This is a genomic window from Acinetobacter sp. LipI_19, from assembly GCF_058242925.1.
This window is the reverse complement of record NZ_JBZAYK010000002.1, coordinates 63,502-85,954: the sequence shown is the minus strand read 5'-3', so window position 1 is coordinate 85,954 and position 22,453 is coordinate 63,502. Positions and strand designations below refer to the sequence as shown.

Here is a 22,453-nt window from a genome sequence, read left to right as displayed (position 1 = left end):
AATTATTTTGCAAAATATGAAACACAGCTATCAGCTCTAAATGGACTATTTAAATGAAAAACCCATGGTATTTTGTTTCTCGTACTAAGGTGAGCGAAAGTATAAAGAAATATAAGCTTTTTACTCTTGAAAAATGTGACTTAAAAAGATTTTTAAATCATAATTTTTCTGTTGTTCAAATGAATTCGACATTTATAGAATTTATTAATAAAGAGTATATTTGGATTGGAAAGTCATTTATTTATTCTTTAATAATAGGCATTCCAGTACTTGTAATGAGTATTTTCTTTATATATTTGATTTTTTTTGACTATGGTGAAATAGATTATATTATGTGGTTTGGAGCTCTATCTATTTTTATTGCAAGCTTATACATTCTAATAACGATGCTTCAGCCGTTGATAAGAAATGAAATCCTTAAACCTTTATACAACTCTATAATTTTAAATAGGAAGAACAAAGAAATAACTTTCAGTAAAAGTAATGAAATCCTGCAACTCAAATTAAGCGATCTTTATTTTGATATAGTCCAATCTCAAGGTGTTGCAGGACTATCTTTGTATGAGTTACATGCCTATGTACTTGATGGTGAAGTGATAAAACATGATATACAGTTAGGGACACCGAATATTCATAAAGATCATATAGAAGGTTTTTTACTATTTATTAAAACTTATGTAGAACAAGGTCCGGAACCACTATATTACAGAAAAGGAATAGATGATCCTGAGCAAGAAGTTCTGAGTAAATTAACTTATTGCTATGATATTCAAGAGAAAAATGAACCATTCAGTCAAAGCTGGCAAACAGTATTTATTAATCATTTTCAGACGCCATTATTTGCAATTTTTTTCGCTATACCTGAGTTTTTTAGATTCTTTGGGCGACGAATTACAGTTGTTTTTTCAAAACCATTTTACTGGAGTGAACAGCTTAAAAAAGATAATTCCGTAGATGAAAATGATCCATATATTGTGACAGCAAAAGACAATTTGAAATTTGGTTTTTTTAGTGTGAAAGATAAATAATAGAGCGCGAAAGCACTTTGATTTTTAAAAATTAAAAAGAAAATTATATTTTTTGAGAGCTTGATATTTGGAAGCATCAGTAAAATGGTTACATGATGAAAAGTAAAATTAAAAAACATGTGTTTGGTTATGATATATTTAAAGAAAATATACCTTTTTCCAAATTAGATGAAGGTGATGTACTGTTAAACCCTCATGATGAGTTTAAACGAAATCATAACTGGTCTTTTCTAAGAATGAATGATGACTATATTGAGCTTATTGATCAATCTTATGCAAGATTAGGAAAAGGGTTAAGCCTTTTAGTTTTTTTATCACCTTTAGTTCTTTTTATAATTAGTTACTTGGCTTATATGTTTATTAATCCATTTTATAACGAAGGCCTTTTATTATATATATTTATTTATTCTTATTGTTTTTTACATTATATGGTTTTTTGAGCCCATACTTTAAATACGATCATAATAAACCATTATGTAAACCAATCTTGTTTAACCGAAAAACAGGCAAGGTATTTTTTTATTTAACTGATGTTGAGTATATTGAGCGAGATTGGAAAGATGTTGTTTACGTAATGGGTACAAGCTTTGGACTTTCAGGTATACCACTCAGGGAGCTTAGGGCACATATTGTGGAAAATGGTATTTTAAAACACACATTCGTCATTGGTTTTCCTATGATTGGTATCTTTCGTACCCAAGGTTTATGGTCATTTATATGTCATTTTATGCATAAGGGACCAGCAGAACTATATCCAAAGCCTAATCCGATGTATGGAACAATTGACCCGTTTACGCAATTAACGTTTTGCCAACAGATCATTGGAGCAAAAGAAAGTTATCGAGATACATGGAAGTCATTTCGAATCATTTATCATGATAATTGGGTTCCTGCTTTATTTTCCTATCCTTTCGATGTGTGTAATTTTATTGCAAGACGAATATTGCTCAATATAAAGCCTCTACCTGTATGGCATAAAGAGGTTATCTCTAAAAACAAAATGGAACAACAACGTCCAGAGGAGATCAGCTTTAAAGATAACTTTGAATTTAGTATGTTTGAGATGAAAGATAAATGATAAATCCATGGTATTTCGTTCCTCATACTAGAGTCAGAGAAAGTGTAAAAAAGTATCAACTTCTTAGCCAGTGGTTTAAACTTGGTGCGGTTTCAAATAGATAATATTGTTTTGGCTCTAAATAACAATACAAAATATACTGGGCCAACCAATAAATGGATTAAAGACTTTATAGAAGCAAGAACAAGTTTGGAAGGGATTAAAATGTGGCCTTTACCACAAATTGCTTATAATCAGGATGATAGTATTTTTAAACAAGTCAAACTTATGCAGGGATATGATGAAAATAATGAAATTTTATATTTGGCGAGTGCTAATGATAAACCATTATTCTCAGAATCTGATAATGATACATACTTGACTTAAAAAATATTAAGGATTTTAGGGCATAATAAATATTTCCTAAAATCCTTTTATAGCTAAAAAATATGAGCTAAACGTTTAGATCAATGGGAGGATAGTTAATCTTATTTTTGTATTGGATTGGGGCTATTGGCCGCACATCTAACAGAGGTAGTATAGTAGGATAATTCATCATTTGGCTTTTTAGGTTCCATGAACATTCTTGAAAAAGTAAAGCCAAAAGCAGTCCGAATCATATATTCATCATTAATATTGGTACTTCTAAGTACTTTTGCAGTACCTGTCTCAGGCCCTTTGGGGTTTTTTTCAGGCGATTTTGAATAATAGTCAGGTGCATACCAATCAGCGACCCATTCTAAGTTTTCATTGATTAAATCGTAAAAACCTAATGGAGTAGGCTGATGGGCACCGAGTTGAGTGATGAGTATTATCGAATTCTCTGCAACAGTTTCTGTGAATGCTTGTTGTTGTTCATAACTATTAAAGTTTTTACCATATTCTACTTTACCATTATCGGTGGGATAGACCACTTGTTGTCCACGGTTACGAGCAGCATATTCCCATTGTGCTTCAGTTGGTAAGTCCATTGGCACATTTAATTGTTGACCTAACCATTGACAATAGTCGCGTGCTTGATACCAATTAAGCCCTGCAGCTGCATCTTTATATCTTTTACCTTGTAAATCAGGATCATTCATAACTTTGGGTTGCCCTGTTGCTGCACTATAAGTGTCTAAGTCTTCATAACTGGACTTATAAGTATTTAGGCTATAACTATCTAAAGTGACTTTGTGTAAAGGTTTACTATGACCATCGCCATCAAAGGGTAATTTTCCTTTATTGACGAGTTCACCGAAGTCCCCCATCATAAACGTTCCACCTTGTACAAAAATCATATTCTTTTTGGTTTTGTCTACCAGTGTTTTAATTCTTTGTTGTAACTCGACATCATTTTTTTCATTGAACTTTTTATCTGTTGAATTGGTATGTGTCTCGTTGGTGGTTTTTGCACAAGCAGATAAGGCTAAGCTCGAGAGTAAAATAGCGATTATATTATGTTTCATTATATTGTTTTAAATTATGGAGTTGACTAAATATAAATCAATCATAAGGTAAATTGAATCTTTCGGAAAGAGCGTTTGTGTTATTCAAATGGTAATTTTAAAAAAAGCCCCTCAGGGCTTTCTCATCTCAACACATTCTTAAGGTAATTGCTTAATCGGACTACCACCCAAAGCTTGCATCAAAGTGACATAAGCATTGTATTGGCTTTGCTTGGCTTGGACTAAAGACAAACGAGCACTACGCGTGGTTTCTTGAGCATCCAAAACATTTTTTAAAGCAATTGCACCATTACGATAGCGTACATTGGTCAAACGTTCTGTTTTTTCCGCAAGTTCCAAGTTCTTTTGTTGAAAGGCGACTTGTTTATCTAGCTCAGTACGATTCGACAATGCATTTTCAGTATCTGCAAAAGCTTGGTACAAGGTATTGCGATATTGAACAATGGCTTTTTCATAGTCCAGTTCACTGATTTTTAAATTCTTTTGCATATCATTATATTGCAAAAACGGCAGGCTTAAGCTTGCGCCTAAAGTCAGTGCAGGATTTTTCAATAAATTTGTCAATGATGTGCTGGTTGAACCTAAACTCCCCGTCAAACTGATTGAAGGATAATAGCTGGCTTTGGTGGCATCTTTGGTCGCCAAAGATTCACGTAAACGCAATTCGGCTGCTTTTAAATCAGGACGGCGCGACAAAATATCTGCCGGCAAACCTGCTGAGATATTGGGTAGACTGATCTGCGGTAATTGCTGTGGTTCTTGAATATTTAACTGTTGCACAGGTATTTGTAATAACACGGCCAAAGCGGTACGTGTTTCAACACGTTGCTGTTCAATCTGACTTAAACTGGCTTTTTGGCTTTGTACCGATTGCTCAGCTTGAGTCAAATCTAGTCCTGAAACTGCGCCAGCGCGATATTGAGTACGCACCAATTCAAAGGTTTTTTGAGTAGCAGCTAGGCTTTGTTGGGCAGAGCTATAGCGTTCATTTAAGTAACCCAATTGCCAATATAAATTTGCGGTTGTGGCAATTAAGGTCTGCCCAGTCGCTTGTAAGTCTTGTTCAGTGGCTAAAGATTCCCACTTCGATGCTTCAGTTTGACGTGCTAATTTTCCAAACAAATCCACTTCATAACTGACACCCGCACTGAGTGATAGGCCTTTGGCAGCATCATCACCTGAATGAAGGTCAAAGCTATGGCCTGTAGATACTCCAGAATTAACACGAGGACCTTGTTGGTCACGCGCTAAGCCAGCTCTTAAACGGGCTGTTTGTAGGTTAATCCCTGCGACAGCCAAATCAGCATTACGTTGAATCACTTGATTGACCAGTTGATTTAACTGAGCATCACCAAATAAGGTCCACCACTGATCTGCATATAAATCTGCTTGAACGTGTTTAGATTTTGCATTGTCATAAACAAAACCATTTGGAAATTGCACAGCAGGGGCCTCGTATGGGGTTTTAACCACAGCGGCACAACCGACCAATGAACTCCCAAGAATCAAGGCACTTGCAAGTTTGCTTAAATTCATTTGCATTAATAATTTCCTTATTCTTCGGTTATTCACGCGAAAGTGCATCAACAGGATTGAGCTGTGCTGCATTGCGAGCTGGGATAAATCCAAATACCACACCAATCAAGGTTGAACATACAAATGCCGCAATGATTGAGGTGCTTGAATACGCCATTTGGAAACTGCCTTTGGCAATATGACCAATCAACTGTCCAATGCCTAAAGAGAGCAGGACCCCTAAGATACCGCCCAAAATACACACCAAAACAGCTTCGATCAGGAACTGTTGCAGAATGTCACTTTGCCGAGCACCTACAGCCATACGCACACCGATTTCTTGGGTACGCTCGGTCACCGACACCAACATGATGTTCATTACCCCAATACCACCGACAACCAAGGAAATCACCGCAATGGCTGAAACCAGTAAAGTCATGGTTTGAGTGGTCTGTTCAATGGTTTGACGAATACTGTCAGAGTTTTGAGTAAAGACATCCTGTGCGCCATGGCGTTGTTCCAACAAGCTTAAAATGGCATTTTCAGCAACTGCAGTTGGATATTCATCTTTAATACGCACGATGATGCTACGGACATTGGATTGGCCTAACATTCGGCTCATGACGGTTGAATAAGGCAGATAAACATTGAGACTGTCTGAGTTGCCCATAAAACCTTGCTGTGCATCAATCACACCAATGATTCGGCTTGGAACACTACCCAATAACAGCACTTGGCCTACTGGATTGGTACCATCTGCAAAGAAAGTCTTTTCAGTATTGGCATCAATCACCACATCCTGCGCTCGCCCAGTGATACTGTTTTTATCAAAAGCTTGCCCAGATTTAAAGGTCATACCACGCACATAGAAGAAATCAGCACTGACACCATTGACGGTTGCAGAAGCTTCTGTGTCTTTAAAACGTGCTGTTACGCTACTATTGACTGTTGGACTGACTGCTTCGACATAAGGTTGCTCTGAGAGTGCCTCAGCATCTGCTGGAACCAAGGTTTTAAACTGTGCTGTTTTCGAGTTATCACCAAAGCCACGTCCCTGAAAGACGGTAATGGTATTGGTGCCTAAACTGCTGATGTTATCAAGAATTTGCTTTTGTGAGCCATTGCCCAAAGCCACCACCGAGACCACAGATGCAATCCCGATAATAATACCCAGCATGGTTAAAAAGGTACGCATACGGTGGGCATTCATTGCCAGCAATGCCATACGAAAGGCTTCTGCAAAACGATCTAATGCAGAGCGCCATTTGGATGATTTTTTACGATTTGACTTAGGTTCTTGGTCGACAACAACATCAATCTCATCATCATGTTCGGGAACATTTGGCTTATCCGCGATGATGTTACCATCACTGATTTCAATGATACGTGTCGCATTTTTTGCCACATTCATATCATGTGTAACTAGGATAATGGTATGCCCTTTGGCATTGAGTTCACGTAAAATACGCATAACCTCGACACCACTGTGCTTATCTAGTGCACCAGTTGGCTCATCCGCAAGGATGACATCACCACCATTCATCAAAGCACGGGCAATCGAAACTCGCTGTTGTTGTCCACCCGAAAGCTGATTTGGACGGTTTTCAGTTTTTTCACCGAGTCCTAAGTCAGTCAAGATTTCATGTGAACGCTTTTGACGAACACTCGGATCCATACCAGCATAAATTGCTGGAACTTCAACGTTTCCTGCGGCATTTAAATCACCCAATAAGTGATAGCGCTGGAAAATAAAGCCAAAATATTCACGGCGTAATTGCGCGAGTTCGTCAGGTTCAAGTTGACCTGTTTCACGACCATTGACTTGATAACTACCTGATGTGGGTTGATCCAGACAGCCCAAGATATTCATCAATGTCGATTTACCCGAACCAGATTGCCCAACAATAGCAACCAGTTCACCAGGGTAAATTTTAAGGTTAATACTCTTTAAAATCTGAATAGTGGATTCACCCGCAGGGAACTCACGAATCAGATTACTGACCTCAAGTAGAGGTTTGATCTGATGATTGTTCTGATCCATGCTTAGAGTCTCATTGGGCCACTGTTTTTATTGCTTCGTTTTGCAGAGTCATTAGATGTATCTGAACCATCTGCTAGTACAACTTGATCACCTTCATTGAGACCACGTAGTACTTGGGCGGTTACACGGTTATTTAAACCAATTAAAACTTGTTTACGTTGAGCACTACCATCCGCCTGTAAAACGCGAACAATCGAAACCGAAGCTTTACCTTCTTCAATCAAAGTCTTTTCATCTGCTGTGAGTTCAAGGCGTTCTGGGCGATCAGCTGTATTTTGTCCATTTTTATTTGCTTGACCTTGAGGCGCAGATGCTGAACGAGTTGAATTTGCACCAGATGCACCTTTTGCGGATTTATTGGCACGTTGTGGACGGTTTGAAGACTGTAATGCCGCAGCAGGAACAGTCAGTGCATTTTTGGCTTCAGCAAGAATGATATACACCTGTGCGGTCATATCAATTCGGAGTTTACCGTCATCGTTTGGCACATCGAATAGGGCATTATAATAAATTGCTGTACTTGTTGATGATGAAGATGAATTGCTTGATGTTTCAGTGTTAATTGATTCTGGTGCTGGCTCTACTTGACGCAGTGTTGCATAGCGTTTTTTCTCACTATCCCCCAGTGTGGTGAAATAAACTTTTTGACCTTCTTGAACTTTCATGACATCTGCTTCAGACACTTGTGCTTTGATGGTCATGGTGTCCAATTTTGCAAGTTTCACAATCGTCGGTGCACTTTGGTTGGCGTTTACCGTTTGACCTTCCTCGGTCACAATGGCTACCACTGTGCCATCCATAGGTGCAACAATACGGGTATAACCTAAGTTTTCTTGTGATGTTGCAAGTGTAAGTTTGGATTGTTCAATTTGTGCATCCATCGAAGCAATATCAGCTTGTGCTGTTTTAAATGCCGCTAAGGCACTGTCATAATCTGCTTTAGACGTTGCATCTTGTGCATACATATTTTTTTGGCGGTTATATTCTGCCTCAGCTTTGGCTAAAGTCGCTTGTTTGGTTGTCAGTTGGGCCTGTTGATTTTTAATATTTGCTTCAGCCGTTTTTAAGTCATTGCTTTGACGCACTGAATCAATTTGTGCAATTAATTGACCTTGTTTAACTTGATCACCCAGCTTGACGTACATTTTTTTGACTTGACCTGAAACCTGGGCACCAACGCTCACCATCTTGGTTGCTTCTAAATCACCTGTTGCAAGAACCGCATCTTCAATATCACCACGTGTAACTTCTGAGGTGATATACTGAGGTTGTGTATTTTTAGGCTTTAACACGTACCATGCGATCGCTGCAATGATGGCAAGACAGACCGCTATAAGAATGGCTTTGGCTGGTTTTATTTTTGGCATAGCGATAATTTGGGCTGAGAGAAAAATTGATCAAATTATAATGAGGAAATAAGGATAAAGCGTGAATTTTTTAAAATAAATCGAAATGAGAATTATTCTGTATAATATTTGCCTAAGCATTGATAAATAAAGTTTTTCCACATAGTTCAGCAATACATTGTTGAATGATATGTTCTGGACTTTCTTTGCTGAGTCCTTTGATTGCAGCATCTACACGCAATAACAGTTGTGGCCAAGTTAAAAATGAATGTGGATTTAAGCGTCTAAGTGCTTGTTGATACAAAGAAATCTTGGTTTTCCAAATACCGAGCTGTAAGGCATTTTGTGGTTGTTCATACAACTGCATCAAAAGACGCATTTCTTTACTAATTGTCCATAAAATTAAACTGTTGGGTTCGCCTGACTCCACAAGATATTGGAAAATTTTAATTGACAGCGCCAAGTTTCCAGCAATCAACGCATCACTTAAATCAAATGTACTATAGCGTGATTGATCCTGTAGACATTCTTGTAAATGTTCAATTTCAATCTGCTTTTGATCAGGGAAGGTATCTGCAACACGCATCAGACTATTTTTTGCAGCCAATAGATTGTGTTCATGGTGCTGTTCAAGCCAAATCCAGGCATCTTGATTTAACTGGACACCAAGTTGATCTGCTTCGATTGACAATATTCGTTGGCGGTCTTGTGGGTAATTAGCGGTTAAAGCAACCACAACACCATTGGCCTCAACTGTTTGAAAGAAGCTTGACTTTAGGTTGCTCGAGTCTTGTTTAGGCATAATGATCACAAGTAGGTTGTGTTCATTATGCTGAATATAGTGTTTAAGTTGTTTGAGTCCATTGGCATCAGGTTTGATATTGCCATGGACTTCAAGTGCAAGATTTTGAGAAAATAAAGATAAGCTATTCAAAGCATTAAAGACATTTTTCCAGTCGGAAACGCTATTGAGATCATAGCGTTGTCTTTCTACTTCATGTTTTGCCCAGCTTTTTCTTAAAGCATCCAGTAGGTTTTGTTCTAAAAGTGGTTCTTGACCATGTAAAACCCAGACACCTCGCGCTTCATCAACACGTTTAAGGGCTTGTAAATAGTCAAGTTTCATAGAGTTATTGCGCTACAGGTTGGGTCGAAAGAGTACGTGCTTTAGGTAAGCGATTGGCTGCAATTTGACGCGACATTTGTTGTGCAATGTCATCAATCAAAATTTGGCTGAGATATTTATATTGTTGATCATCTGTGTTGACCGTTGCAACATCATATTGATAACTACGAGATGCATTTAAGGTCCGAGGTTCAGTAATCGGATTCCCTTGTTTATCTTCAATCTGGAAAGTAACACTTAGACGGAGTAGTGTTTCCACCAATTTACCATTTAACTCATGACGAACAGGCTTGTAGTCTAATACTCGTAATATATAAGCGTCACTTGAATTACTCAGTTGGACACCTGTTGCAGTTAAATAAACACTGAGTTTCTTCTCAAGATCTTCAGTATTTGCAGGCAATACTAGTTGTAATTTGGTGTAAACCAAAGGTGTTGCTTGGGCATTGGTGCCCTTTAAATGAAAGCCACAACCTACTAAGCCCGCACTTAGACCCAAAGTTAATACAACTGCAGCAACACGTTGAACTAAATGCATGCTTTGTCCTCATGAAATTCCATTGGATATGGAATATTTAATCTTTATAAATTCACGCCATTTTAGAATCAAAGCCCGTTGAATGACAACGGGCTTTGTTTGGGTTTTGTTTATTCTACTAAAGTCCCTTCTCCCTTAGGGAGAAGGTTAGGATGAGGGGAATGACCTCTCCCTAACCCACTCCTAGAAGGAGAGGGGATTTAAGCAGGAAATTAAACCACCAAATTCACAAGTTTATTTGGAACCACAATTTCTTTCTTGGTTGGACCCGTTAAGAATTGTTGAACCTCAGGTAATGCTTTAGCCAATGCCAATAATTCATCTTTCGATGCATCGACAGAGACTTCTAACTTGCCACGAAGCTTACCATTGACTTGAACTACGATCGTTTGTGTATTACGTGTTAATGCAGACTCATCAACCGTAGGGAACAGTACCGAAGTTAAATCGATATCGAACTCAGTCAATAAGGTCTGACTTAAGTGTGGTGCAAATGGTGCAAGTAAAGTTAATAAAGTGGTAATCGCTTCACGTGCTACAGCAACATCGTTGTCATCTTTTGCTTCAAACTTATTGCTGGCATTGAGTAGTTCCATCAAAGCTGCAATCGCAGTATTGAACGCATGACGACGTTCGATGTCATCACCCACTTTTTGAATCGTTTCATGAGTTTTACGACGTAGGTCTTGTGCTTCAGTGGAAAGTGTCGAAGCATCAATTGCTGTTGCATGGTTGCCTTTTTCAAGGAAGCCTGCAACTAAACGCCATACACGTTTTAAGAAACGGTTTGCACCTTCGACACCCGCATCAGACCATTCTAAAGATTGATCTGGTGGTGCAGCAAACATCATAAATACACGTGCAGTATCTGCGCCGTATTGGTCAATAATCGCTTGTGGGTCGATACCGTTATTTTTCGATTTCGACATTTTCTCTTGGCCACCAACCACAACGTCTTGACCATCACCTGAATATTTAGCAGAAAGTACACGACCTTTCTCGTCTTTTTCTAACTCAATATCCGCAGGATTAAACCAAGTTTTTTTGCCACTTTCCGCTTCACGATAGAAGGTATCCGCTAAAACCATACCTTGAGTCAGTAAGTTGGTAAATGGTTCATTGCCTTGTACCACACCCTCATCACGCATAAGTTTATGGAAGAAACGAGCATAAAGTAAATGTAGGATGGCATGCTCTACACCACCAATATATTGGTTTACAGGCAACCAAGATTTTGCAGCTTCAGGTTTAACTAAACCACCTGTGAAATCAGGAGAAGCATAACGCGCATAATACCAAGATGATTCTACAAAGGTATCCAAAGTATCGGTTTCACGACGTGCATCACCACCACAGCTTGGGCATTTTGTTTGATAGAATTCAGGCATTTTATTTAAAGGGTTGCCTGAACCATCTGGAACCACATCTGTTGGAAGAACAACAGGCAGTTGATCTTCTGGAACAGTAACTTGACCACACTTGTCACAGTTGATCATCGGAATTGGACAACCCCAGTAACGTTGACGAGAAACACCCCAGTCACGTAAACGGAATTGAACTTTAGCGCTGGCAAGACCTTGTGGTTCTAATTTGCTCAAAAATGCATCAAAAGCAGCTTGGAAGTCTAAGCCGTCAAATTCAGCTGAATTGACCAATTTACCTTCTTTAGAACCGTACCATTCTTGCCATTCAGAGGCAGAATATTCGGCATCATCTGAGCCTTTAGCATCAATGACTTGTTTGATTGGTAAGTTGAATTTATTGGCAAACTCAAAATCACGTTCATCATGTGCAGGAACGGCCATTACCGCGCCTGAACCATATGACATCAATACATAGTTTGCGATCCAAACAGGGATATCTTGACCTGTAACAGGGTGTTTAACTGATAAACCTGTTGCCATGCCTTTTTTCTCAGCAGTCGCAAGATCCGCTTCTGCAACAGAACCCATACGGCATTCTTCAATAAAGGCAGCAAGTTCTGGCTTGCCTGCCTCAGATTGAATCGCAGCAGCTTTGAGCGCTAGAGGGTGTTCAGCTGCAACCGCAACATATGTTACCCCCATCAAGGTATCGGCACGTGTGGTATAAACCGTTAAACCATCTGCATAAACTTCAGGATTTGCCGACGGGAAGGTTATGTCCATACCCGTTGAACGACCAATCCAATTGCGTTGCATGGTTAAAACTTGTTGTGGCCAACCGTCTTTTAATGTATCTAAATCGTCTAATAATTCTTGTGCATAATCGGTAATACGGAAGTAATACATTGGAATATCACGTTTTTCTACCAATGCACCTGAACGCCAACCACGTCCATTTTCAACTTGTTCATTTGCAAGAACAGTTTGGTCTACAGGATCCCAGTTTACTGTAGACAGCTTGCGATAAATCAAGCCTTTTTTATAGAGCTGTACAAATAACCATTGTTCCCAGTGGTAATACTCTGGTGTACAGGTGGCAAATTCGCGATCCCAGTCGACAGATAGACCAAGTTTCTTCAATTGATCGCGCATATATGCAATGTTTTCAAAGGTCCACTTTGCTGGCGCAACTTGATGGGCAATCGCTGCATTTTCAGCAGGTAAGCCGAAAGCATCCCAACCCATCGGTTGTAGCACAGTTTCACCTTTGAGACGGTGAAAACGGCTGATCACATCACCAATAGTATAATTACGCACATGACCCATATGCAGTTTGCCGCTTGGGTAAGGGAACATCGAGAGGATATAACGACGTGGACCTTCTACAGTGTCGGCAACTTTAAACGATTTGCGATCTTCCCAGTCTTTTTGGACTTGAGGCTCAATCGCATTTGCTTGATATTCAGGGTCAATATGAGTAGTCATAAATGTATTTGAGAATAATGGTTAAAAAACTGTGCACACAGCATAGCGCAAAATCCATCAAAAAGTGAATTTTGCGCGCTTTTAAATCTGAAAAACTTGTGATTTTACTTTTAATTTAATTATTGACTGGGGCAACACTAATAGGTGTATTTTGCCCATTTTGTGGTGCGACATTGGGCTGTTGTATATTCGGTGGGTTAACCACTGGTGCAGGAGTTACAGGTTGTGTACCTTGTGGTTGCCCATTTTGTGGCTGATTTTGGGGTGTATGCGGCTGAGTTGTTGGCGTTGGGTTGGTGGGTGTCGAATCTCCGTGATAGCCATAAGTATTCACCTTGCTTTGACTACGCGCATTCTTCGGCGGCGGTGTGGTGGTGTAATGGGTAGAGCCTTTGCTGTCTACCCATTTATAATACTGTTTTGCATGACTGGCGCTGACCCCAATCACAGAGAATAAGACAAAAATTGTCGATACAAAAGCTGTGTGTGCAAAGCGTTGACGTTGTTTCATTTTATAAAACCTTTGAGTCATTTTTTATTCAGATAAAAACGAAAAATCATTCTGCTATCTAATATACATCGGATTGTTTTCGCTTGATCTGGGTATTTTAGAAATCGTATTTATTTTATACAGAAAAATAAAATTTTAAATAATTCTTTTGCAATTTTATTGGTTTATAAGTCTTTGAAAATTTTATTTATAAGACAACCAAAAAAAAGGAATAGTTTTAAAAATAAACGCTTGGTAAATAAACAATAAAAAGCCTGATAGAAACCTTGACTTTGTTCGCTAAAACTACAAAAATGCTTGCTTTAGTTTCAGATGTTTTTTTCGATCACCCTTCGAGTAAAAATATCAAAGCAAGCAATAACATTTTCTCTAAGCCGAGAAAATGACTCTACCGAAGCATGTTTATCCCAACATATTTCAGTGATTCATACAGCTCAAACAGCTGCGTGACGATTTATTTTTTTATTGCTGCAAAAACTAGTAAATATGTGTGCTATAACAGAGCGCACAATCAATGAATGAAACACAGTCTGTGTCTCCCATAGCGCTGTGGAATAAAGATTAGGGTGAATACGTTGGAACTTTTATCTGGTGGTGAAATGCTCGTTCGTGCATTGGCGGACGAAGGCGTTGAACATGTTTTTGGATATCCAGGCGGCGCAGTATTACATATTTATGATGCGCTATTTAAACAAGATAAAATCAATCATTACCTCGTACGTCATGAGCAAGCTGCTGGTCATATGGCAGATGCTTACTCACGTGTGACTGGTAAAACAGGTGTAGTACTGGTCACTTCTGGACCTGGCGCAACCAACACTGTAACACCAATCGCTACAGCTTATATGGACTCAATCCCAATGGTGATTTTGTCTGGACAGGTTGCCAGCCATCTTATTGGTGAAGATGCATTCCAAGAAACAGATATGGTCGGTATTTCTCGTCCGATTGTAAAACATAGTTTCCAAGTGCGTCATGCAAGTGAAATTCCTGCCGTTATTAAAAAAGCATTTTATATTGCTGCTTCAGGTCGTCCGGGTCCTGTTGTGGTTGATATTCCGAAGGATGTTACTAATCCTGTCGACAAATTTGCTTATGAATATCCTGAAAAAGTGAAGATGCGCTCTTATCAGCCACCTCACCGAGGTCATTCTGGTCAAATTCGTAAAGCTATTGATGAGCTTATTAATGCCAAACGCCCTGTGATTTATACGGGTGGTGGTGTTGTTCAGGGCAATGCTTCTGCATTACTGACTGAATTGGCGCATTTGTTGAATTACCCAGTGACCAATACGCTGATGGGTTTGGGTGCATTCCCTGGCGATGATGAGCAATTCTTGGGTATGTTGGGTATGCATGGTACATATGAAGCCAATATGAGTATGCATAATGCTGATGTTATCTTGGCGATCGGTGCGCGTTTTGATGACCGTGTAACCAATAATCCAGCGAAGTTTTGTACCAACGCAAAAGTGATTCATATTGATATCGACCCAGCGACGATTTCAAAAACCATTATGGCGCATATCCCAATCGTGGGTGCGGTAGAGCCAGTACTTCAAGAGATGTTGGTTCAATTGAAACAAATGAATGTTTCTAAACCAAACCCTGAAGAAATCTCGGCATGGTGGTCACAAATCAATGAATGGCGCAAAGTACATGGTTTGCGTTATGCGCCAGGTGAAAATGGCGTGATGAAACCACAACAAGTGGTTGAAGTATTAGACAAAGTAACCAATGGTGAAGCGATCATTACTTCTGATGTTGGTCAGCATCAAATGTTTGGTGCGATGTATTACAAATACAAACGTCCACGTCAATGGATCAACTCAGGTGGTCTAGGCACAATGGGTGTGGGTTTACCTTATGCCATGGCTGCGAAACTTGCATTTCCAGATCAACAAGTGGTGTGTATCACTGGTGAAGCATCGATTCAGATGTGTATCCAAGAACTTTCTACATGTAAGCAATATGGCTTAAATGTGAAAATTCTCTGCTTGAATAACCGTGCTTTGGGTATGGTGAAACAATGGCAAGATATGAACTATGAAGGACGTCATTCAAGTTCTTATGTTGAGTCATTACCAGATTTTCCAAAATTGATGGAAGCCTACGGTCATGTAGGTATCCAGATTGACCATGCGGATGAGCTTGAATCTAAGCTTAGAGAAGCAATGGCGATTAACGATAAATGTGTATTCATTAACGTGATGGTTGATCGTACCGAGCATGTATATCCAATGCTTATCGCAGGTCAATCTATGCAAGATATGTGGTTGTCTAAAGGGGAGCGTACTGAATGAGACATATTATTTCTGTACTCGTTGAAAACGAAGCTGGTGCGCTTTCTCGTTTAGTGGGGTTGTTCTCTCAACGTGGTTATAACATTGAAACTTTAAATGTCGCACCAACTGAAGATCCAACCATGTCACGTTTGACATTAACTACTTATGGTGATGACCATAAAATTGAGCAAATCACCAAACAGCTGAATAAATTGGTTGAAGTGGTTAAAGTGGTTGATTTATCAGAGGGCGCGCACATTGAGCGTGAGCTGATGCTGATTAAAGTTAAAGCCTTGGGTTCTGCACGTGCTGAAATTAAACGCACAGCGGATATCTTTCGTGCTCAAGTGGTTGATGTTACACCAACGACTTATACCATTCAGATTGCGGGTACAACTGAAAAAATTGATGGCTTTATTGATGCACTTGCAGAAAACACAATTTTAGAAGTTGTTCGTTCTGGTGTATCAGGTATTGCTCGTGGTGAAAAAGTTCTTTCACTTTAGTTGCACCCCAACCAGTAATTAATTATTTGATTTTTTATTCCCTCATGTATAACCTCTCCTCGCAATAGGAGAGGGACTTAGACTAGAAGATTCAAAACAATAATCTTCAGGATAGGAAGAGGAAACACAGCATTTTAGCGGAGACAGCAATGCAAATTTTTTATGATAAAGACTGCGACTTATCTATCATCCAAGGTAAAAAAGTAGCGATCATTGGTTATGGTTCACAAGGTCATGCTCATGCGCAAAACCTTCAAGACTCAGGTGTAGACGTTACTGTTGGTTTACGTGCTGGTTCTACTTCTTGGAAAAAAGCTGAAAATGCAGGCCTTAAAGTTGCTGAAGTTCCAGCTGCTGTTGCTCAAGCTGATTTAGTGATGATCTTGACACCAGATGAGTTTCAATCACAGCTTTATCGTGACGTGATTGAACCAAACATCAAAGAAGGTGCGACTTTAGCATTTGCACATGGTTTCGCTGTTCTTTATAACCAAGTTGTGCCACGTAAAGATTTAGACGTGATCATGGTTGCACCTAAAGCACCAGGTCATACTGTACGTTCAGAATTCCAACGTGGTTCAGGTGTACCTGATTTAATCGCGATTCATCAAGATGCTTCTGGTAATGCACGTAACGTTGCACTTTCTTACGCTTCAGGTGTAGGTGGTGGTCGTACAGGTATTATCGAAACTTCATTCCGTGAAGAAACTGAAACTGACTTATTTGGTGAGCAAGCAGTACTTTGTGGTGGTGCTGTTGAATTGGTTAAAATGGGTTATGAAACGCTTGTTGAAGCGGGTTATGCACCTGAAATGGCTTATTTCGAGTGCTTGCACGAACTTAAATTAATCGTTGATTTAATGTTTGAAGGCGGTATTGCAGACATGAACTATTCAGTATCTAACAATGCTGAATATGGTGAATATGTGACTGGCGTTGAAGTTATCAACGAGCAATCACGTGAAGCGATGCGTAATGCACTTAAACGTATCCAATCAGGTGAATATGCGAAGATGTTCATCCAAGAAGGTGCATTGAACTATCCATCTATGACAGCTCGTCGCCGTCAAAACGCAGCTCACGGTATTGAAGTGACTGGCGGTAAATTACGCGCGATGATGCCTTGGATTCAAGCTAACAAAATCGTAGATAAAGAGAAAAACTAATTTCTTAGTTAACTGATTCTATGTTATAAAACCCTTGCGTAAGCGAGGGTTTTTTATGGATTTAATAAGTTTAGCCTTAACAATAATATTTGGTGTTATAAGTATCTTTTTGGCTTGGAAAGCTATTTTTAGAACAAAAATTCAATTAATTACAGAAAGCTCTACTCTGTTGGCTAATTTAAGTAAAGCATCATCAGAACTAATTGTTTTTTATAAAAATGATGATGTTTCGAACGATCTCATCTTAGTAACTGGTTTTTTAATAAACTCAGGCAATAATGATATTAATAAAACGGATTTTGAAAAACCAATAATATTATCTTTACCTGATAATGGACTATGGCATGCTTTTAATATTCGTGCAAAAACAGAAGATATGGAGGTGGGGTATACTTTTGAAAGTAATAAATTGTTATTGGATTTAGGACTTTGGAAAAAAGAAGAGGGGTTTTATTTTGATGCACTAATTTCGATTAAAGATGGTGATGATTTAAAAGATAAAATTTTTGATGAAATTGAAATTAAAACTAGAATTCATAATTTTTATAAAGTAGATAAAAAAAATAACTTACCGAATAATTCTGAAGGGAAAAGAGGTAAGAAAAAAATTTTAATCGCAATAATCTCGAACATATTTCTTTTAGTATATATGGGAGTTGGTATAGCTATGTATTGTGATGGAGTGAGAGGAGGATATATTTATAATTTTTATAATGATAAAAATGAATTGTTAGATTTGGATATGAAGGACTCTAAGGTAATAGTAATAAACAAAAATACAAAGAAAGAAATAGAGAATGTTGAAGGTTTTTATAAAATGAAGCCGAGAGTATATAATAAAGAAAAAGTTGTAGATAAGTACATGGGTATTATATTATCTTTGGCAAGTTTTAGCATTTTATGCTGGCTTAATTATAAAATTTGGAGTGATTATCGAATGAATAAGAGGGTTAGAAAAATAAAAAAACTAATAAAATAGTGCTAATTCTCCCAAATTTTTTGTGATAAATTACACATTATTGATTATGGTTAAACGTGGTATTCAAGCATGAAATCTAAACTTCTCATCGCAATGACGACTTTGTCTATTTCATGCTTTAGTTTTGCTGAAACGCAGTCCACTTCGACCAACACTGCGCTAAAACTGTTGAGTGGCGTACGCGTATCGATGCAACGTATGCTCAAGTCGAGTGAAGGTCGATACTTTATGAACCTTTATGCGGGGGTTGCTCATCCGCATGGTGTGTTGACCGATTTAATGGATGGTACAACAACAGATTTTAAAGGGACACAAAAAGCTGATCAGTTGGATTTAAAGTCGATCACTGCTGATTCAGATTCTTCTGCAAATGGTAGTGATCAATTAACTGGTTTATTGAATGCAAATACAGGCGTGTTTAAAGCAGCATTGTTAAAGAAACCAAATACTGCTTGGCAGTCGATACAATTTGAGCCTGCTTTTAAAGTCACCAATAAACCTGTTTTTATCTTTAAATTTTATGGTCAGGATGATGCTAATAGTCCTTATGGAAAAACCTTAAAACGTGTTGATGTATTAAATAAAACTAACAATACAGTGGTACAGAGCTTGTCAGGTTTTAGCGGTTATCCAAACAGTATTGGCTATATGGATATTAATTTTGATGGTTATTATGATGTCATTGTGTCGGACTTGTCACAAGGTCGCACAGTTGATGATAAACGCTATATTTACTGGATGTACAATCCGAAAACACAGCAATTTCAACGTTCTCCGCAACTGGAAAAAATTGTTGGTTTCCCAAGTTTACATGGTGAAAAACAACAAATTGATTTTGGTAATGGACAGCTTTATCAAGTTCAGAATGGTTTGTTAAATCGTATTGCTATACAAAACTGATTTTGTTGTTACAAGCACAATGATAGATTTTACAAGGCTAAGTTTTAAAGCGAGGCTTAGTGAAATCCATATTTGTTATTGGATTTGAATAAATATTTGAACTAAGTTTTTAATTCAATTTTGTCGCGTTGTTGAGTTGCTGGATATATTTCACAATCATTTGTTTTTCTGATTCTCCTCCTTTTTTAGTTGCATAGTGCTTTAAGGCCTGTGGGCAATATTGTTGCGCTTTTTGATAATTATAAACTCGATCTTCTGGTTCAGCGTAGGCATGGCATAGATGGAAAGTAGATTCAGTTTGTCCTAAGTCCGATGCTGTATGCCAAAGTGTTAGTGCTCTTTGACGATTTTGGGTTACACCAAATCCATAAAATAATAAAAAGCCTAGATTATTCATGCTGTCAATTTGGAGCTGATTAAATTTTGCATTTACGGGTCTAATTTGAATTGTTTTCGCCCATTGGGTGGCGGCTAAGGAAAATTCTTGATTTCTATAATGGCACGTCCCTGTAAAGAAGTGTTGTGTTATGGAAGACTCTTGCTTAAGTTGTAAAGTGCTGATCGAACAGTCTTCTTTTGCAAAGCAATTTGTAGTCAATAAAATGCTGGAAAGCATTGCTGTATATACATAAATTTTCATGAGTTTTACTTTTCAAGTGTGTAATATTCTAAGGAGTAAGCTGAGTACATGTCATATTGTAAAAGAAACGTCACGAAATAATCATTAAAATGTCAAAAACTTAGCCTAATCTATTCAAAAATGAAGAGATTAGGTATCGTATGAATAAACCGTACGCGAACACCTTGCAATTTAAACAACAAGATTTTCCCGATAACTTTAAATTTTATTTTAATCCAAACAAGAAAAAAATCGATACGAATAAAGACCAGCTTATTCGTGACTTATCCCGACCTCGACTAAAAATTGCAATCGTGACTGAAACATGGCCACCAGAAATCAATGGTGTTGCTTTGTCTTTAATGCAACTGTGTAAAGGCTTACAAAACCAAGGCCATAAAATATTACTAATTCGCCCTGCACAAAAGACCCAATGTCAAGACTTTAGCCCAAATAAAGAGTGTTTGGTGACTGGGCAATCAATTCCGAAATATCCAGACATGAAGTTTGGCTGGCCCCAATTTCTAAAAGTCTCTCAAGCGATTTCAGCATTTTCACCTGATGTGGTGCATATCGTGACTGAAGGGCCTTTAGGCTTTACTGCGCTGCATGCGGCAAAGACACGACGAATTCCGGTATCAAGTGGTTTTCATTCACAATTCCAAGAATTTAGCCGTTTCTTTGATTTAGCATTCTTGGTCAAACCAATTCAAAGTTATTTGAGATGGTTCCATAACGCAACGCAACTGACCTGTGTGCCAAGCCGTGATACAGAACAAGCATTACGTGAGTTTGGTGTGACCTGTCCATTGGTTGTGGTCGGGCGAGGAATTGATACTGAACGGTTTTCATCACAACGCTACTCCGAACAGTTGAGACAACAGTGGGGTGCAGATGAAGACACCACAGTCTTGATCTATGTTGGGCGTTTGTCTTCTGAAAAAGAAGTCAATGTGGTGATTGATGCCTATTCTGAACTGCGACAACAAGCACAACGAAAAGTAAAGTTGGTGCTGGTAGGGCATGGTCCAGATCGTGGTCGTTTAGAAAAAATGCCCGGTGCTGAACATGTGATTTTTATGGGCAGTCTAACTGGCACACAACTTGCTGAAGCCTATGCGAGTGCAAATGTTTTTGTTTTTGCAAGTCAAGTAGAAACCTTTGGGAATGTCGTTATCGAAGCGATGGCGAGTGGTTTACCGATTATTGCTTATGACTATGCCTGTGCTCAACTTCATGGCAGATATGCACAGAATGGCTGGTTATGTCCAATTGGAGACATCAAGCAATTCACTCAACATGTATTAGATATTCCAGATAACAGCACACTCAAACGTTTCGGGCAACAAGCGATGCATGATGTGCAAAGCATCGGATGGCAACATCCCGTACAACAATTCGAAGAAGCACTATACCAGGTAACGCAGTATGCAAAACGACTGACCTAGTTCATCTCAAATAATGAGAGGAGAGTGGAAAATGAATTTTAAAAATACCAAAATAAAAATGCTCGATCTCGACCTTAGAGGTTGTTTATATCTCAATAATTTATCGCATACCCAAAGTATTGCGACGTTCTTTAAAACTGTGAGCCGTTTGGGAGATGGTCCTTTCTGGTGCGCAATGTTGGTTCTGATTTGGCTACAAAAAAGCTGGATCTATGGTCTGCAACTTCTTTATGTCGTTGTTATGGGACTTTTAGGAACAGGAATTTATAAGTTCTTAAAGCATAAAACAGTGCGACCACGACCTTATCAAGTTCATCAAGTCATTATTCTGGGTGAACGACCATTGGATCATTTTAGCTTTCCGTCAGGTCATACGTTACATGCGGTCATGGTCACAATTGTGTTTGGTTATATTCAGCCAGTGATGTTGTTCATTATGATGCCTTTTACCATTCTTGTGGCGTTATCGCGGATGGTTTTAGGTCTGCATTATCCAAGCGATGTCATTGTTGGCGCACTGATTGGTGCAAGTGTCGCGAGTTTGATTGTGTTAAGCGCACCATATTTAGGAGTGATGTTATGATGGTTTACTTACTGCTGGTCTGTAATTTTATTTTTAAAGAATCTGATGATTTTGATCATCAAGGTTTTAACTTTGAATAACTGACTCAATTCAATCCGTCTTGTAAATTAAACGCTTGAATCCGTGGTGAATCTTGTAAATGTCTAGAATGATTTATTTCTGAATGAATTGAGATTTGATACAGTAGCAGAATTAAATTGAGCAAAGGAAGACCTGATATGGGCTTACGTTGGACAGATACAATTGATATCGCAATTGAACTCAGTGAAGCGCATCCAGATGTGGATCCACAATGGGTGCGTTTTACCGATATGCATGCATGGATTTGTGCATTGCCAGAATTTAGTGATGATCCAACCAAATCGACTGAAGGTCTGCTAGAAGCCATTCAAATGGCATGGATTGATGAAGCGAATTAATGGCTTGAGATGTTGCTGAATGATGCTAAACGTCACAGCGCATCGAAAAATCCAAATTTTTTACAGATTAAAAGCAGAAAATTGTTCAT

General features: G+C 38.5%; 19 protein-coding genes and 1 pseudogene. 11 read left to right on the top strand and 9 right to left on the bottom strand.

All coding sequences use genetic code 11. The annotated features are described in order from the left end of the window. Positions 1–53: 53 nt before the first annotated feature. From AC4CVF_RS21285 to AC4CVF_RS21275, 3 genes and pseudogenes are all read left to right on the top strand, one after another. The gene (locus AC4CVF_RS21285; RefSeq protein WP_490789956.1) at positions 54–1,028 is read left to right on the top strand and encodes a hypothetical protein; all 975 of its coding nucleotides are present in this window, start codon (positions 54–56) and stop codon (positions 1,026–1,028) included. A gap of 92 nt (positions 1,029–1,120) precedes the next feature. Further along, positions 1,121–2,106, top strand: a pseudogene (locus AC4CVF_RS21280) (DUF6708 domain-containing protein). Positions 2,107–2,190: 84 nt separating this feature from the next. Continuing rightward, positions 2,191–2,472: a hypothetical protein gene (locus AC4CVF_RS21275; protein WP_490789955.1), complete on the top strand. Its 282-nt coding sequence runs from the start codon at positions 2,191–2,193 to the stop codon at positions 2,470–2,472. Positions 2,473–2,573: 101 nt separating this feature from the next. Here the strand turns inward: AC4CVF_RS21275 and AC4CVF_RS21270 are convergent, their stop codons facing one another. The 8 genes from AC4CVF_RS21270 to AC4CVF_RS21235 all read right to left on the bottom strand — a co-directional run bounded on the left by AC4CVF_RS21270 (position 2,574) and on the right by AC4CVF_RS21235 (position 13,459). Next, positions 2,574–3,533, bottom strand: a complete 960-nt coding sequence (locus AC4CVF_RS21270; RefSeq protein ID WP_490789954.1) for a formylglycine-generating enzyme family protein — start codon at positions 3,531–3,533, stop codon at positions 2,574–2,576. Positions 3,534–3,671: 138 nt separating this feature from the next. Then, entirely contained in the window at positions 3,672–5,075 is a 1,404-nt protein-coding gene (locus AC4CVF_RS21265; protein WP_490789953.1) for an efflux transporter outer membrane subunit, read from the bottom strand. Between the two features lie 22 nt (positions 5,076–5,097). Continuing rightward, on the bottom strand, positions 5,098–7,089 hold the full coding sequence (locus AC4CVF_RS21260; protein WP_105714400.1) for a MacB family efflux pump subunit: 1,992 nt from the start codon (positions 7,087–7,089) through the stop codon (positions 5,098–5,100). Positions 7,090–7,091: 2 nt separating this feature from the next. Beyond that, entirely contained in the window at positions 7,092–8,456 is a 1,365-nt protein-coding gene (locus AC4CVF_RS21255; RefSeq protein WP_336953544.1) for a MacA family efflux pump subunit, read from the bottom strand. 112 nt (positions 8,457–8,568) lie between these two features. After that, positions 8,569–9,561: a DNA polymerase III subunit delta gene (holA, locus tag AC4CVF_RS21250; protein WP_336953545.1), complete on the bottom strand. Its 993-nt coding sequence runs from the start codon at positions 9,559–9,561 to the stop codon at positions 8,569–8,571. A 4-nt stretch (positions 9,562–9,565) separates the two neighbouring features. Next, on the bottom strand, positions 9,566–10,099 hold the full coding sequence (locus AC4CVF_RS21245) for an LPS-assembly lipoprotein LptE (protein ID WP_336953546.1): 534 nt from the start codon (positions 10,097–10,099) through the stop codon (positions 9,566–9,568). A gap of 212 nt (positions 10,100–10,311) precedes the next feature. Further along, positions 10,312–12,948 carry a leucine--tRNA ligase gene (gene leuS / locus AC4CVF_RS21240; protein ID WP_419327671.1) on the bottom strand — a complete coding sequence of 879 codons (2,637 nt, stop codon included), beginning with the start codon at positions 12,946–12,948 and terminating at the stop codon, positions 10,312–10,314. 115 nt (positions 12,949–13,063) lie between these two features. Further along, a complete protein-coding gene (locus AC4CVF_RS21235; RefSeq protein WP_336953548.1) occupies positions 13,064–13,459 on the bottom strand; it encodes a DUF4124 domain-containing protein in 396 nt (131 codons plus the stop codon). Between the two features lie 575 nt (positions 13,460–14,034). Between AC4CVF_RS21235 and AC4CVF_RS21230 the strand changes: the two genes are divergently transcribed. From AC4CVF_RS21230 to AC4CVF_RS21210, 5 genes are all read left to right on the top strand, one after another. Beyond that, on the top strand, positions 14,035–15,762 hold the full coding sequence (locus AC4CVF_RS21230; RefSeq protein WP_336953549.1) for an acetolactate synthase 3 large subunit: 1,728 nt from the start codon (positions 14,035–14,037) through the stop codon (positions 15,760–15,762). Continuing rightward, positions 15,759–16,250 (top strand): acetolactate synthase small subunit, encoded by a 492-nt coding sequence (gene ilvN / locus AC4CVF_RS21225; RefSeq protein WP_004725868.1) that lies wholly within the window; start codon positions 15,759–15,761, stop codon positions 16,248–16,250. The genes AC4CVF_RS21230 and ilvN overlap by 4 nt, the downstream gene beginning before the upstream one ends. Positions 16,251–16,399: 149 nt before the next feature. After that, the gene (gene ilvC / locus AC4CVF_RS21220; protein WP_004725869.1) at positions 16,400–17,416 is read left to right on the top strand and encodes a ketol-acid reductoisomerase; all 1,017 of its coding nucleotides are present in this window, start codon (positions 16,400–16,402) and stop codon (positions 17,414–17,416) included. Positions 17,417–17,471: 55 nt separating this feature from the next. Beyond that, entirely contained in the window at positions 17,472–18,395 is a 924-nt protein-coding gene (locus AC4CVF_RS21215; RefSeq protein ID WP_336953550.1) for a hypothetical protein, read from the top strand. Positions 18,396–18,464: 69 nt separating this feature from the next. After that, positions 18,465–19,295 (top strand): XAC2610-related protein, encoded by an 831-nt coding sequence (locus AC4CVF_RS21210; protein WP_490789952.1) that lies wholly within the window; start codon positions 18,465–18,467, stop codon positions 19,293–19,295. Between the two features lie 109 nt (positions 19,296–19,404). Here AC4CVF_RS21210 and AC4CVF_RS21205 read toward each other — a convergent pair whose 3' ends face one another. After that, positions 19,405–19,935 (bottom strand): SEL1-like repeat protein, encoded by a 531-nt coding sequence (locus AC4CVF_RS21205; RefSeq protein ID WP_336953552.1) that lies wholly within the window; start codon positions 19,933–19,935, stop codon positions 19,405–19,407. A gap of 140 nt (positions 19,936–20,075) precedes the next feature. Between AC4CVF_RS21205 and AC4CVF_RS21200 the strand changes: the two genes are divergently transcribed. The 3 genes from AC4CVF_RS21200 to iscX all read left to right on the top strand — a co-directional run bounded on the left by AC4CVF_RS21200 (position 20,076) and on the right by iscX (position 22,364). Next, positions 20,076–21,362: a glycosyltransferase family 4 protein gene (locus AC4CVF_RS21200; protein WP_490789951.1), complete on the top strand. Its 1,287-nt coding sequence runs from the start codon at positions 20,076–20,078 to the stop codon at positions 21,360–21,362. 31 nt (positions 21,363–21,393) lie between these two features. Next, on the top strand, positions 21,394–21,945 hold the full coding sequence (locus AC4CVF_RS21195) for a phosphatase PAP2 family protein (protein ID WP_004725875.1): 552 nt from the start codon (positions 21,394–21,396) through the stop codon (positions 21,943–21,945). Between the two features lie 218 nt (positions 21,946–22,163). Next, positions 22,164–22,364: a Fe-S cluster assembly protein IscX gene (gene iscX, locus AC4CVF_RS21190; protein WP_004725877.1), complete on the top strand. Its 201-nt coding sequence runs from the start codon at positions 22,164–22,166 to the stop codon at positions 22,362–22,364. Positions 22,365–22,453: the final 89 nt, after the last annotated feature.